At 71.2% G+C, this 13,986-nt stretch carries 12 protein-coding genes; 8 read left to right on the top strand and 4 right to left on the bottom strand.

Annotated features, from left to right (window positions below; genetic code table 11):
* Positions 1-32: 32 nt before the first annotated feature.
* The 3 genes from atpD to murA all read left to right on the top strand — a co-directional run bounded on the left by atpD (position 33) and on the right by murA (position 3,282).
* Entirely contained in the window at positions 33-1,499 is a 1,467-nt protein-coding gene (gene atpD, locus AABM36_RS09710) for a F0F1 ATP synthase subunit beta (RefSeq protein ID WP_019309347.1), read from the top strand.
* A gap of 3 nt (positions 1,500-1,502) precedes the next feature.
* Positions 1,503-1,781, top strand: coding sequence for a F0F1 ATP synthase subunit epsilon (locus AABM36_RS09705; RefSeq protein ID WP_019309346.1), 279 nt, complete (start codon positions 1,503-1,505; stop codon positions 1,779-1,781).
* A 217-nt stretch (positions 1,782-1,998) separates the two neighbouring features.
* Complete coding sequence (murA, locus tag AABM36_RS09700; protein ID WP_191872636.1) at positions 1,999-3,282, top strand: UDP-N-acetylglucosamine 1-carboxyvinyltransferase; 1,284 nt, start codon at positions 1,999-2,001, stop codon at positions 3,280-3,282.
* A gap of 293 nt (positions 3,283-3,575) precedes the next feature.
* Here murA and AABM36_RS09695 read toward each other — a convergent pair whose 3' ends face one another.
* From AABM36_RS09695 to AABM36_RS09685, 3 genes are all read right to left on the bottom strand, one after another.
* Positions 3,576-3,779 carry a cold-shock protein gene (locus AABM36_RS09695; RefSeq protein ID WP_012398055.1) on the bottom strand — a complete coding sequence of 68 codons (204 nt, stop codon included), beginning with the start codon at positions 3,777-3,779 and terminating at the stop codon, positions 3,576-3,578.
* Between the two features lie 299 nt (positions 3,780-4,078).
* The gene (gene nucS / locus AABM36_RS09690; RefSeq protein ID WP_019309344.1) at positions 4,079-4,774 is read right to left on the bottom strand and encodes an endonuclease NucS; all 696 of its coding nucleotides are present in this window, start codon (positions 4,772-4,774) and stop codon (positions 4,079-4,081) included.
* A 157-nt stretch (positions 4,775-4,931) separates the two neighbouring features.
* Positions 4,932-6,116 carry an AI-2E family transporter gene (locus AABM36_RS09685; RefSeq protein WP_423446000.1) on the bottom strand — a complete coding sequence of 395 codons (1,185 nt, stop codon included), beginning with the start codon at positions 6,114-6,116 and terminating at the stop codon, positions 4,932-4,934.
* Positions 6,117-6,260: 144 nt separating this feature from the next.
* Here AABM36_RS09685 and AABM36_RS09680 point away from each other — a divergent pair, with 144 nt between their 5' ends.
* From AABM36_RS09680 to AABM36_RS09660, 5 genes are all read left to right on the top strand, one after another.
* On the top strand, positions 6,261-7,271 hold the full coding sequence (locus AABM36_RS09680) for a tetratricopeptide repeat protein (RefSeq protein WP_039101941.1): 1,011 nt from the start codon (positions 6,261-6,263) through the stop codon (positions 7,269-7,271).
* Positions 7,272-7,983: 712 nt separating this feature from the next.
* Positions 7,984-8,778, top strand: a complete 795-nt coding sequence (locus tag AABM36_RS09675) for an ABC transporter ATP-binding protein (protein WP_224764821.1) — start codon at positions 7,984-7,986, stop codon at positions 8,776-8,778.
* A gap of 170 nt (positions 8,779-8,948) precedes the next feature.
* Positions 8,949-10,604 carry a hypothetical protein gene (locus tag AABM36_RS09670; RefSeq protein ID WP_223110304.1) on the top strand — a complete coding sequence of 552 codons (1,656 nt, stop codon included), beginning with the start codon at positions 8,949-8,951 and terminating at the stop codon, positions 10,602-10,604.
* Between the two features lie 32 nt (positions 10,605-10,636).
* The gene (locus tag AABM36_RS09665; protein ID WP_019309339.1) at positions 10,637-10,981 is read left to right on the top strand and encodes a DUF3039 domain-containing protein; all 345 of its coding nucleotides are present in this window, start codon (positions 10,637-10,639) and stop codon (positions 10,979-10,981) included.
* Between the two features lie 423 nt (positions 10,982-11,404).
* Positions 11,405-13,186 (top strand): DEAD/DEAH box helicase, encoded by a 1,782-nt coding sequence (locus AABM36_RS09660; protein ID WP_047979171.1) that lies wholly within the window; start codon positions 11,405-11,407, stop codon positions 13,184-13,186.
* Positions 13,187-13,356: 170 nt separating this feature from the next.
* Here AABM36_RS09660 and AABM36_RS09655 read toward each other — a convergent pair whose 3' ends face one another.
* The gene (locus tag AABM36_RS09655; protein WP_102613440.1) at positions 13,357-13,974 is read right to left on the bottom strand and encodes an isochorismatase family protein; all 618 of its coding nucleotides are present in this window, start codon (positions 13,972-13,974) and stop codon (positions 13,357-13,359) included.
* Positions 13,975-13,986 lie beyond the last annotated feature (12 nt).

The following is a 13,986-nucleotide window of genomic DNA, read 5'->3' as shown; positions in this document are numbered from 1 at the left end:
TCCCCATTGCCAGCCGAAACGAAGTGAGAGAAATGACTGCCACTATCAACGACCAGGCGGCCCAGCCGGTTTCGCGCGGCGGCGTCGGCCGCATCGCCCGAGTCATCGGACCCGTGGTCGACGTCGAGTTCCCCGAGAACCAGGTTCCGGACCTCTACAACGCCCTGACCGCGGACTACGACTTCAACGGCAAGCCCCGCCGGATCACGTTCGAGACCGCTCAGCACCTGGGCACCAACGTGGTGCGTGCCATCTCCCTGCAGCAGACCGACGGTCTGGTGCGCGGCACGCCCGTGCAGGACACCGGCTCGCCCATCTCCGTGCCCGTGGGCGACGTGGTCAAGGGCCACATCTTCAACGTCCTGGGTGACGCCCTGGACATGCCCACCGACGAGCTGGACATCCAGGAGCGCTGGCCCATCCACCGCAAGGCGCCGTCCTTCGCGGAGCTCGAGGGCAGCACCGAGATGATGGAGACGGGCATCAAGTCCATCGACCTCCTGACCCCCTACATCAAGGGCGGCAAGATCGGTCTGTTCGGCGGCGCCGGCGTGGGCAAGACCGTGCTCATCCAGGAGATGATCACCCGTGTGGCCCGCAACTTCGGTGGCACCTCGGTGTTCGCCGGTGTGGGCGAGCGCACCCGTGAGGGCAACGACCTGTGGGTCGAGATGGAGGAGGCGGGTGTTCTCAAGGACACCGCTCTCGTGTTCGGCCAGATGGACGAGCCGCCCGGAACGCGTCTGCGCGTGGCACTGACCGGTCTGACCATGGCGGAGTACTTCCGCGACGTGCAGAACCAGGACGTGCTGCTGTTCATCGACAACATCTTCCGCTTCACGCAGGCCGGTTCGGAGGTCTCGACCCTGCTGGGTCGCATCCCCTCCGCCGTGGGCTACCAGCCGACCCTCGCGGACGAGATGGGCGTGCTGCAGGAGCGCATCACCTCCACCCGGGGCCACTCCATCACGTCCATGCAGGCGATCTACGTGCCCGCCGACGACTACACGGACCCGGCTCCCGCGACCACGTTCGCCCACCTGGACGCGACCACCGAGCTCTCCCGTGACATCGCGTCCCGTGGTCTGTACCCGGCGATCGACCCGCTGTCCTCGACCTCCCGCATCCTGGATCCGCAGTACGTGGGCCAGACCCACTACGACGTGGCCACCCGCGTGAAGTCGATCCTGCAGGAGAACAAGGAGCTGCAGGACATTATCGCGATTCTCGGTGTGGAGGAGCTCTCCGAGGAGCAGAAGGTCGTGGTGTCCCGCGCACGCCGCATCGAGCAGTTCCTGTCCCAGAACACCTACACCGCGAAGCAGTTCACCGGTGTGGAGGGCTCCACGGTTCCCCTCGCGGAGACCATCGAGGCCTTCGGCAAGATCTGCGACGGCGAGCTGGACAACGTTCCGGAGCAGGCCTTCTACAACGTGGGCGGCCTGGACGACGTCATGCGTCAGTGGGACGAGATCAAGGCCGAGACGGGCGAGAAGTAAGCCATGGCTGAACTCATCGTGGAAATCGTCGCCCTGGATCGCAAGATCTGGGCAGGTGCCGCGCGGCTCGTCCGCGTGCGCACCACCGAGGGTGACATCGGCGTCATGCCGGGCCACCAGTCCATGGCGGGGTTGCTCAAGCCGGGGGAGTTCGCCATCGACCGGGTGGAGGGTGACCGGCTGACCGGCCGCATCGACTCCGGTCTGGTGTCCGTGGACCAGAACCGGGTCACCATCGTGGCTGACACGGTCTCCCTGGACTCGGAGAAGCAGTCCGCCTGATTCATCAGCGCACCGGTCAGCGTCGACCCTCGTGCCCCGTGCGGGGTACGGGGGTCGACGTCGTTCGGGCACCGCCTGCGCACAGGTTCCGCGGCCCGTGCCGTCGTGGTTCCTTGCCGTGCAGGCCCCAGCCCCGCTCGCGGGGGTGGGGAGCTTGACCCACCGTTGCCGCACAACGAGTGCACCGCGAGTGAGGGTCGTGGACGAGGAGGAAAACGTGGAAGAAACCATCGAGGTTCACGGGCCCACCGTGGTCAACGGCGAGCTGCCGGTCCTCGGGGCAAAGAACAGCGTGCTCAAGCTCATGGCGGCGGCGCTGCTGGCCCCGGGGCGTTCCACCATCACCAACGTTCCCGAGATCCAGGACGTCACGGTGATGGCGGAGCTGCTGCGCCGTCTGGGCTGCGAGGTCGACTACTCGCCCGCCGAGCACGAGGTGGTCATCGAGGTCCCGGAGGAGCTGGGCCACCAGGCGGACTACGACCTCGTGCGGGCCATGCGCGCCTCCATCTCGGTGCTGGGTCCGCTGATGGCGAGGTGCCGCCGTGCAGAGGTCGCGCTGCCCGGGGGCGATGCCATCGGAACCCGGGGTCTCGACATGCACCGCGCGGGTCTGGAGGCGATGGGCGCGGAGCTCGGCATCGAGCGTGGTTTCCTGCGCGCGTCCGCCCCGGAAGGACTTGCCGGAGCTTCTTTCCGGCTCGGGTACCCCTCGGTGGGCGCCACGGAGAATCTCATGACGGCCGCGACCACCGCCCGGGGTACCACGGTGCTGGAGAACGTGGCGCGGGAACCCGAGATCGTGGACATCGGTCGCATGCTGCAGGCCATGGGTGCACAGATCGAGGGACTGGGCACCACCACACTGACGATCACGGGTGTGCCACGGCTGAGCCCGGTCACGCACCGCACCGTGCCTGACCGGATCGTGGCCGGCACGTGGGCCTTCGCCGCGGCCGTGACGGGCGGACGCGTGCAGATCAGGGGAGCGGAGCCGTCCCACCTGGGGGTGGTCCTCGACAAGCTGCGTGCCGCGGGGTGCGACGTGGACGTTGCGGAGGGCCGGTTCACGGTCCAGGGCCCCAGCCGGCCGCGTGCCATCAACGTCTCCACCCTCCCGTACCCCGGCTTCCCCACAGACCTCCAACCGTTCGTGGTGGCGCTGAACGCCGTGGCGGAGGGGTCGGGAATCATCACGGAGAACGTCTTCGAGGCCCGCTGGGGCTTCACCGCCGAGCTCGAGCGGCTCGGCGCGCGGGTGCGCCTGGACGGGCACCATGCGCGGGTGGACGGCGTGGCGGCCTCGCAGCTCTCCGGGGCACCCGTGGAGGCCATGGACATCCGCGCGGGAGCTGCTCTCGTGATCGCCGGCATGGCGGCGGGGGGAGTCACCGAGGTGTCGGGCATCGAGCACATCGACCGCGGCTACGAGCACTTCGTGGAGCATCTGGCCCGCGCCGGAGCGGACGTGCAGCGGCGCATCCACCCTTCTCGGGGCTGAGTGGTGTCGACCGCGCTCCCACGGGGTGACGCTGCACGGGCACGACGCCGCTCGGGTCACGGTGATTCCTGACGGCCCCGTGCACCCGCCCAGCGAGCTCACCCCCTTGTGCGCTCAGCTCGTTGGGAACCCAGGACGTCCTCTGCGGGGGACCCGAGCGCGGCGCCCGTCGCGGGCTGGCTGAGGGTGGCTCCACAGGCACGGCGGGGTTGGCACCGAACGACCTCGCCGTGACATGAGAAAATCCCCGGTGCCGTGTGGCACCGGGGATTTTCCGTGTTCGAGGGGGACTGTCAGATGACGGTCACGCCGGTGGCCTGGGGGCCCTTCTGGCCCTGACCGATCTCGAACTCGACGCGCTGGTTCTCTTCGAGGGTGCGGAAGCCGCCCGACTGGATTTCGCTGTAGTGCACGAAGACGTCGCCATCAGCGTCGTCCGGCGTGATGAAGCCGAAGCCCTTTTCTGCGTTGAACCACTTAACGGTGCCCTGAGCCATAATGGGGCATCTCCTTCTGGAGTAATAGTGCGTGCACATGGATGTGCACCTGAACTGGTACCGCGAGAAGGCTGTGGATGCGGCTCACGTAAGTGTTGTGCCACAGCGCCAGTCAGAACTTCACGCTCGCTACCATTCCTGCGAGCATGTCAAACATGATGCGAGAACGCTACAAGCATCACACACTGTTGCGCGGTGGTCAACAGTCATCAGACGGCTTAGCACGTGTGGCCGCGCCGACCCGCCCGGCCGTTCGGTCGACGTCGCGCAACAGGGCCCCGGCCCCCAGTGCCGTCGGGTCAGAAGAGCCGGGACTGGGTGTCCACGTTGCCGCGCATCTCGTCGTAGTCGAGACTCAGGCACTCGATGCCGCGGTCGAGCGCGAGAGTGCGCGCCTGGGGCTTGATCTGCTGCGCCGCGAAGACCCCGCGCACGGGGCGCAGCAGCGGATCTCTGTTGAGGAGTTCCAGGTAGCGGGTGAGCTGCTCGACGCCGTCGATGTCGCCCCGACGCTTGAGCTCCACGGCCACGGTGGCCCCGTTCGCGTCCCGGGCGAGGATGTCCACCGGCCCGATGGCGGTGGGGTACTCGCGCCGGACCAGCGAGACGCCCTCGCCGAGGAGTGTGATCTGCTCGGCCAGCAGCCGTTGCAGGTCTGCTTCCACGCCGTCCTTGACCAGGCCCGGATCCGCCCCGAGGTCGTGGTGCAGCTGGCTGTGCACCGTCATGACGTGGATGACCAGCCGGTCGTCGGACTTGCCCGCCTGGACCTCCCACACCTCGCTCACGCCCTCCGCCGCGAGGTCCTCGGAGGGCTCCCGGACGCGGAGGGTGGCCGGCGGGCTCATCCAGTTCAGCGGCTTGTAGGAACCGCCGTCCGAGTGGATGAGAACGGAGCCGTCGGCCTTGAGCATGATGAGCCGCCGGGCCAGGGGCAGATGGGCATTGAGCCGCCCCTCGTAGCGGACGGAGCAGTCGGCAATCACTAGGCGCACCCGGACAGCTTAACGGTCAGCGCACTCGTGGCGGACCCACCGGTCGCGCGGACCGTGCGTGGCCGTGGGTGGCGCTGGGCCCTGCCCCCTGGGGGCGGGGGCGGGGCGGCCACGCAGGATGCACGGAGGCGGCGCGGCGTCGTCGTGGGGGAAGGCTTCAGCGGGCGTCCTGGCGCGGCACGAAGACCTCGCGCACCAGGAGCAGACCGGCGACGGCCGTGGGGATGGCGATGAGCGCGCCCAGCACGCCCCACAGGGCGCCGCCGGCGGCCACGGCCACGATGGCCACTGCGCCGGGCACCGCGACCGCGCGGGACATGATCCGCGGTGAGACCAGGTAGGCCTCCACCTGCAGGTAGCCGAAGTAGCACAGGGCGTAGGGCACCACCGTGTTCCAGCCGCCGAGGGTGGCCACCAGGCTCACGACCACGCCGGCGATCACTCCGCCGACCAGCGGGATGAACGCGAGCAGGCCCACGAGCAGGACCAGCAGGGACGCGTAGGGGACCCCAGTGATGGTCATGAGCACGAACGCCACGGTGGCGTTGATGAGCGCCACACAGGCCTGACCCATCACGTAGTTGCCCACGCCGTTGACCATCCGGTCCCCGAGGTGGGTGACCCGGGCGCGCTTGCTGGCGGGCGCCAGACGGTAGCACCACGCCTTGATCGTGGGCCACGAGAAGAGGAAGTACAGCGTGAGGGCCATGACGATCAGGGTCCCCGTGATGCCGTTGAGCACCACCCCTCCCGCGCTCACCACGAACCCGAACATCCCGCCCAGGAAGTTCCCGTCCGAGGCCAGGCGCTCCTGCAGGCCAGCGGCACCGTTATGCACGGAGGCCTCGATGTCGAACCGCTCGTTCAGGGCGTGGTAGAGGTCCGAGTGCGTGAAACTGTCCACGAACTCGGGCACGCGCGCCGCCAGCTGCTGGGCCTGGTCCACCATCCGCGGCACCGCCAGCAGGATGAAGGCGGTCACCACGAGCGCCAGCGCGATGATGGCGGCGCTGGCCGCCAGGGAGCGGGGCATTCCCTTGGACTCCAGCCAGCGCACGAGCGGGTCCATGCCGAGACTGATGAACGCCGCCGTGACGATCCAGCCCACCAGTCCGCCCACGTTGGTCAGCACGTAGTACCCCAGGAGGGCGAACCCGACCCCCACCGTGAGCAGGAAGCCGTTCTGCACGGGATGGAAGCGGTCCGCCACGGGGCGGTCCCACGGCGCGCGCCGTTCCCGTTCCTCCGCGGGAACGGGTGCGGGTTCGGGCGGCACCTCGAACCTGTGGCGCGAGGGGCGCAAGCGGCTGGGCGGCTCGTGGGGACCGGAGGATGTGCTCACGCGGGAAGCGTACAACGCGTGCTGGGTGGGCTCGCTCCGTGCCGCCGTGCCCATAATGGGACCAGCAGGGCACGCGTGCGCTCACGCGAGCCGGATGGACCACGACCCCCGCCCCCGCAGTGGGCGGGACACCAGGAGGTACTCATGAGCGAATTCCCCGGTTCCCCGCGTCCCCAGGGTGCGCCGAGCTCGGCGGGACCGGTCGGCGGCCCGCAGCCCGGTGGAGCCGCGTCCGCAGCCTCCGGGGCGCAGAGCGCCGTGCCGGCCTCCGTGCGCGGCGCGGTGGACCTGGGCGCCCAGGGTGCCGGGCGAGGAGAACGCGGGGCAGCGGCGTCGTCCACGGGGGCGGGCACCAGCTACCGGGTGGTGCTGACCACCGGCAACTTCCAGCAGTACGCGGAGGCCTCCACCTCCTATCCCGTGGTGGTGGTGCTGCACGCCCCGCAGAGCCCGGAGTCGGAGTCGTTCGTGGACGTGGTGAGCACGGTCGTGGACGAGTTCCAGGGTCGTCTGCTCCTGGGCACGGTGGACGCGTCTGCGGAGCCGCAGATCGCGCAGGCCTTCCAGGCGCAGACGGTTCCCACGGTGGTGGCCCTGCTGGGCGGCCGGGTGGTCCCGCTCGTGAACTCCACCGTTCCCGAGCAGCAGGTGCGTGAGCTTCTCACGGAGCTCGTGAGCCTGGCCCAGCAGAACGGCGTGACCGGCACGGCCGAGCCCACCGCCACGGAGGAGCCCGCGCCCCTGCCCCCGCTGCACGCCGAGGCTGTGGAGAAGCTCGAGGCCGGAGACCTGGACGGCGCTCAGGCGTGCTACGAGAAGGCGCTCGCCGAGAACCCGGGGGACCACGAGGCCAAGCTGGCCCTCGCGCAGGTCCACCTGCTGCAGCGCGTCAGCGCCATGGACGCGGCGGCCGTGCGCGAGGCCGCGGCCTCGGACCCCTCGAACGTGCAGGCCGCCCTGGACGTCGCGGACCTCGACCTCTCAGGAGGGCACGTGGAGGACGCGTTCCGACGACTGCTCACCATCGTGCGCACCACGGCGGGTGACGACAAGGATGCCGCGCGCGCCCGGCTGGTGGAACTCTTCGACGTGGTGGGTGCGGACGATCCCCGTGTGGTGGCCGCGCGGGCCCAGCTGATGCGCGCCCTGTTCTAGGGGCCCGCCCGCCGTCTGCCCGGGCGGCCGTTCCAGGCTCGCTGGTCTGCCCGGCCCAGTCACCCGGGGCGGGCCCTGGCTGGTCATCCGGGCGGGCCAGCGATGCTCACTCGGGCGGGCCCGCGATGGCCACCCGCGGGGGTCCGCGCCGCCCGTCCGGGCGGGCCTGCGAGGTGGCCGGGCGCGCCGTCGTCGGTTCGTCCTGGGTGGGAGCGGCAGGCCGTTCTGCGGTGCGCGCCCCCCGCGGGCCGGGACACGCCCGGGGTCGGCCCGCCTCCCCTCCGTGCCGAGGGCGCCCGTCGCGTGCCTGGACGTCTTCTGGGACGTGCCTGGCGCCGTGCAACATGCCGCCCTCGCACCGGGCGTTGAGTACTTTGGGCCCATGAGCATCCCACCGAACGGACCCACGCCGCCGCGCCGCGAGCCCGCCGCGGACGCCACACTCCCGGCTGAGCGCGGAACCCCACGAGATCTTTCGGTGTCCGCGCCGTGGGCCCCGCACGACGACTCGGGGCCGGGTGCGCGAACCAGCGTGGCCCCGGGACAGGGGACGGCATCTCCCGAGGGCTCCCGGACCCGCACGCCCGAGCACGGCTCGGCCCTGGCACACGAACCGGTGTCGTCCCAGACGGCGGCACCGCATGAAGCCCCGGCGCCGACTCAGAGCCCGACCTGGCCGCAGGCCCAGGAGTCCGACGCCCCACGACCCGCGGTGCGGCAACCAGCCGCCGTCGCGCTCGTGGTGCGTCAGCTCACCAAGGTCTACGACCACGGGTCGCGGCCCGCTGCGGACCGGGTGGACCTCACGGTGCCGCGCGGCTCGTTCTACGGTCTGGTGGGCCGCAACGGTGCGGGCAAGACCACCACGCTGTCCATGGCCACCGGCCTGCTGCGCCCCACCTCCGGGCAGGTGCTCGTGGGAGGCGGCCGCCGGGACGAGCTCGCGGACGTGTGGCGCGACCCACTGACGGCCAAGCGCCGCATGGGCGTGCTCCCGGACGGCGCCCACCTCTTCGACCGGCTCACGGGCCGTCAGCTCGTGGCCTACTCGGGTCTGCTGCGCGGCATGGACCGGCAGCTGGTCAAGGAGCGCACCGAGGACCTCATCACCGCCATGGACCTGCAGGACGCCGCGGGGCGCCAGGTGCAGGACTACTCGGCGGGCATGACCAAGAAGATCGCGCTCGCCGCGGCCATGATCCACGCGCCCAGCCTGCTCGTGCTGGACGAGCCGTTCGAGTCCGTGGACCCGGTCTCCGCCGCCAACATCCGCTCGCTGCTGCACCAGTACACGCAGTCCGGCGGCACCGTGGTGGTCTCCAGCCACGTGATGGACCTGGTGCAGCGCATGTGCGACCACGTGGCCGTGATGGACCAGGGGCGCGTGCTGGCCCAGGGCACCATGGAGCAGGTCTGCGACGGCATGTCCCTGGAAGACCGCTTCGTGTCCTTCGTGGGCGGTCGCACCGAGGCGGGGGAGGGACTGCAGTGGCTTCGTCCGGAGTGAAACACACCCCCAGCGGCGGGCTGCCGGAGCCGGCGGCGGAGGGCCACGAGGGCGCGGCCGCCGTGCCGGGCGGCGTCGACCCCGGGACCCGTGCCTCCGCCAGGACCCATGGCACGGCGGGGCCCGGCGGGGCGATCGACCGTCCTGTCGCGCCCGACGGGCAGGAACCCGTGCCCGACGCCGCCGTCCCCGAGTCCGTGCGCCCGGCGTCGTCCGGGCAGGAGCGTGGAACCCACCGCATGGGTGTGCTGGAGGAGGCCCGGCGGCTGGCGGGACTGAAGTGGCGCATCCTCGTCAACACCCTCACCCGCTCCACGTGGGTGCTGGTGGGCACCATCCTGGGCGGGCTGTACGCCCTGTCCGTTCTGGCGATGCTGCTGAGCGCGATGTTCTTCCTGGGCTCCGAACCCCTCGAGGTGGTGACCGCGGCATCCACCCTGGTGGGCGCCACGGTGCTGCTGGGCTGGTGGCTCGTCCCTGTGCTCACCTCCAAAGCAGACGCCACGCTGGACCCCGCCCGGCTGGGCCTGTTCCCGCTGAGCACCACGGGTGTGCTGGCTGGTCAGACGGTCGGAGCCGTCATCGGGATTCCCGGCGTCCTCACGGTGATCGCGCTGGTCGGATGGCTGCTCTGCTGGCGCTCCTCCGCCCCCGCCGTGGCCGCCGCCGCGCTGTGCGCTGTGCTGGCCGCGCTGCTGGCGTTCACGGGGTCCCGTTGCGCCGCCGCGCTGGCTGCCCGGATCGCCAAGAGCCGGCGCTCCACGGAGATCCTCTCCATTCTCAGTCTGCTCCTCATCGTCCTGCTGGCCCCGATCTTCACCTCCGTGGCCACCGGGGTGGAACGCGTGTGGGACCGGCTGCCCGGGTGGGCCGCCGTGCTGTCCTGGACGCCCCTGGGTGCGGTCTGGGCCATTCCCGGTGACGTGGCGGCGGGTCGTTGGGGCGCCGCCCTGCTCCGGCTGCTCATCGTGCTGGCCACCCTCGCGGTGCTCGTGGGGCTCGCCCGGTTCGCACTGGACCGGGCACTGGCCGACGCCGCCGGGGGAGCCGCCCGTGCCACGGGCAGGTCCGTGGCGGGCATCGGCGCGCTCGACCGCTTCCCCGCCACGCCGTGGGGAGCGGTGGCCGCGCGCTGCCTGATCTACTGGCTCAGGGACCCGCGGTACTCGGCGTCACTGCTGATGATCCCGGCCATCAGTGCGGCACTGTGGTTCCTGGGTGGCGACGGGGGCTTCGCCATGTGGCTGCTGCCCATGATGATCGCCCTGCTCATGTCCTACGCCATCTCGGCGGACATCTCCTACGACAACAGCGCGTTCAGCCTGCACCTGCTGGCCTCCGTGCCCGGGCGGGCTGACCGGCTGGGCCGGGTGGTGGCCATGCTGATCGTGGCCACGCCGCTCGTGGGTCTGGGCGTGGTGCTGTGGATGCTGCGGGTGCACGAGTGGCAGGCCCTGCCCGCGCTGCTCGGCACGTGTGCCGCTCTCCTGCTCGGCGGCGCCGGAGTGGTCTCCGTGGTCTCGGCGCGCTACACGTATCCCACACCGCCGCCGGGCGCCTCGCCCATGAAGACTCCACAGGGTTTCACCATCCTCAACCTGGTGGTCCAGTTCGTCGTCATGGGACTCATGCTCCTGCTGGCACTGCCGCCCCTCGTGCTGCTGTTCGTCCACCTCGGCTCAGGGGCTGCGGTGTGGAGCTGGCTGGCGCTCGCGGTGGGGCTCGTGGAGGGCCTCGTGCTGCTGTGGCTGGGCGTACGACTGGGCGGGAAGTGGCTGGACGCCCGCGGTCCCGAGCTGCTGCAGGAGGTCTCCGGGTACCGGTGACCCGGACACCCGCCCACGGCGCACGGGGTAGAGTGGACGGCATGGACACCACCGAAGCCCAGCACGTCGGGGGCCCCTTCTCGCGGTCCTCCCGGGTTCTGAACAGCACCGAGTCCGGCACGGAGACCGTGGGGGGAACCGCCACGATTGAGCGGGAGGAGACCCGCCAGTTCGCGGAGCCCGGTGACCACGAGCGGTTCGCCCACTACGTCCGCAAGGAGAAGATCATGGAGTCGGCACTGTCCGGCGAACCCGTGATCGCGCTGTGCGGCAAGGTGTGGACCCCCGGACGCGATCCCCAGCGCTTCCCGGTGTGCCCGGAGTGCAAGGAGATCTACCAGGGTCTGCGCCCCGGCAAGGACAAGCCCGAGAACTGACAGCACCACCGCAGCACCCCGTCCCGCCCCGCGGGACACCGGCGGCGCCCGCACAGCGGGCGCCGTTGCCGTGCCGACCGGTGGCGGCCTGGACGACGCCGCGCGGCGGCACGGCCCCGCCCCCGGCGTGTCTGCGTCACCGGAGACTGTCGCGGTGCGTCGGCGCCCGGCCGCAGCGCGTGCTGGCACGGGGTGCCGGCACCACACGAGAGGCCGCGGTTCTCGAGCCGCGGCGTCGTGGATGGACCACGGGTCCGCGGACGCGCGAACGGATCGGGCAGGCGAGCGGACGGGCAGGGCGCACGCCGGGGCCGCGGACGGGACCGGGCGGCGTCGTCCGGGGAAACGGTGCCCGGAGAAACGGTGGAAACTCGCGCCACAGGGCGCGGAGAGGACGAGCACCACGTGTCAGACAGCGATCAGATGTCCCTTTTCGGGGCGGCAGCGGACCTGCCTCCGGCGTACCCGGACCGGGCCGCGTGGGGCACCGCACCCAAGCTCCGTGCGTGGCAGGCGGAGGCCATCCAGCGCTACGAGCAGGCTCAGCCCCGGGACTTCATGGCCGTGGCGACCCCCGGTGCCGGCAAAACCACGTTCGCGCTCACCGTGGCCAAGAAGCTGCACGACGCCGGCGTGGTCCAGCGGGTGACCGTGGTGACCCCCACCGAGCACCTCAAGCGCCAGTGGGCCGATGCCGCGGCACGCGTGGGGCTCGCGATCGACCCCAACTTCAAGAACGCGGACGGTCAGCACGGCCGCGGCTACATGGGCGCGGCCGTGACCTACGCGCAGGTGGCGAACAAGCCGCTGCTGCACCGGGCCCGGACCGAGGCCGGACGCACGCTCGTGATCATGGACGAGATCCACCACGCCGGCGACGCGCTTTCCTGGGGCGACGGGCTGCGCGAGGCTTTCGAGCCGGCCACCCGGCGGCTCGCGCTCACCGGTACGCCCTTCCGCTCGGACACCTCACCCATCCCGTTCGTGCGCTACGAGGAGGACGGGGACGGCATCCGCCGCTCCACGGCGGACTACACCTACGGCTACGGCAACGCCCTGCAGGACCACGTGGTGCGCCCCGTGATCTTCATGGCCTACTCCGGGCAGATGCGCTGGCGCACCTCCGCGGGCGAGGAGATGGCCGCCCAGCTGGGGGAGGGGTTCACCAAGGACATCACGTCCCACGCGTGGCGCACGGCCCTGGACCCGCAGGGCCAGTGGATCCCGTCCGTCCTGCGCGCCGCGGACCAGCGCCTGACCCAGGTGCGCCGCACCGTGCCGGACGCCGGAGCGCTCGTGATCGCGACCGACCACCAGGACGCCAAGGCCTACGCCGAGCAGCTGCACGCCCTTACGGGGGAGCGGCCCACCGTGGTGCTCTCCGACGACAAGGCCGCGTCCAACAAGATCGACCAGTTCTCGGAGTCGGACAAGCGCTGGATGGTGGCCGTGCGCATGGTCTCCGAGGGGGTGGACGTGCCCCGCCTCGCGGTGGGCGTCTACGCGACCTCCACGTCCACGCCGCTGTTCTTCGCCCAGGCCGTGGGCCGCTTCGTGCGCGCCCGCAAGCGCGGGGAGACCGCCTCGGTGTTCCTGCCGTCGGTGCCCGTGCTCATGGCGCTCGCCAACTCCATGGAGGAGGAGCGGGACCACGCCCTCGACAAGCCCAAGAGCGTGCCCGACGTCGTGGACTTCGACCAGCCCATGGAGAGCGGCTGGGACGACGACCTGCTGGAGGAGGCCAACCGCGAGGAGCGGGCGTCGTCCGCGCTCGCACAGGGCAACTTCCAGGCCCTGGACTCGGACGCGTCCTTCCACGGTGTGCTCTTCGACGGCGGTGCGTTCGGTGGCGGCGCCGCCGTGGGCTCGGAGGAGGAGGCCGAGTACCTCGGCATCCCCGGCCTGCTGGATCCCGAGCAGGTCTCCGAGCTGCTGCGGGAGCGCCAGTCGCGCTCGGCGCAGCGCCAGGGCGGTGGCACGGCCCCCCAGCAGCCCGCGGTCCCGGACCACCGGCGGCTCAAGGACCTGCGGGCCCAGCTGTCCAAGAACGTCTCGGCGTGGTCCGCCCGCACGGGCACCCCGCACGGTGTGATCCACAACGAGCTGCGCACCAAGTGCGGTGGTCCGCCCGTGGCCCAGGCGTCGGAGGAGCAGCTGAACGCGCGCCTCGCAATGCTGCAGCGCTGGTTCATCGGCCGCAAGTAGGTCCCGTGCACGACGCCGCTCGGCCGGGTCCTCGACGCCCCGCGCGCCATCCTGCGGGCGCTCGGCCCTCGCAGACGCGCGCGGACGCCCTCGGCACCGCCTCCCGATCCGAGCCGGTTCCCTTCCCACGCCGAGCTGCGGCCCACTGGGCCGCGCCCGGCAGGGACACGTCAGGCCAGGTCGGTGACGACCTCCACGCCCGCGGCTTCCAGCTCCGCGACGGCGCGCTGGCCGCCTTCCGCTGAGACAGGCGCCGTGAGCGGCAGCAGCAGCCGGGTCTCGTAGCCGGCATCTACTGCATCCTTGGCGGTGGCCAGCACGCAGTGGTCCAGGGCGAGCCCCACCACGTCCACGGCCTCGACGTCCCGCTCCCGGAGCCAGTCGTCCAGGCTCACACGGTCCTCGTCCGCGGCTTCCTCCGGCTCTCCCATGGGCACGTCCACGTCCGGGGCGGACAGCCCCTCGAAACCCGAGTAGGCGGCGTCGTACGCGCCCTTGCGGAAGAACTCGGTGACGTGCTCGGTGTCGAAATCGGGGTGGGTCGCCGCGCCGGGGGTGTCCGCCACGCAGTGCACGGGCCAGCTCGTGGCGAAGTCCGGGGTGTCGCTGAAGTGCTCTCCCGGGTCCACGTGCCAGTCCTGGGTGGCGGCCACGGCCACGTAGTCCGCGTGGTGGTCCTCGAGGTGCTCGGAGATCCCCGCGGCCACCGCGGCGCCCCCGGCGACGGCCAGGCTGCCGCCCTCGCAGAAGTCGTTCTGGACGTCGACGATCAGCAGTGCAGTGCGCACGGTGTCCTCCCT

The sequence above is a fragment of the Kocuria sp. KSNUG genome, assembly GCF_049532735.1.
Lineage (GTDB): Bacteria > Actinomycetota > Actinomycetes > Actinomycetales > Micrococcaceae > Kocuria > Kocuria rhizophila.
The sequence above is the reverse complement of the archived record's forward strand: the minus strand, read 5'-3'. Positions and strand labels throughout refer to the sequence as shown.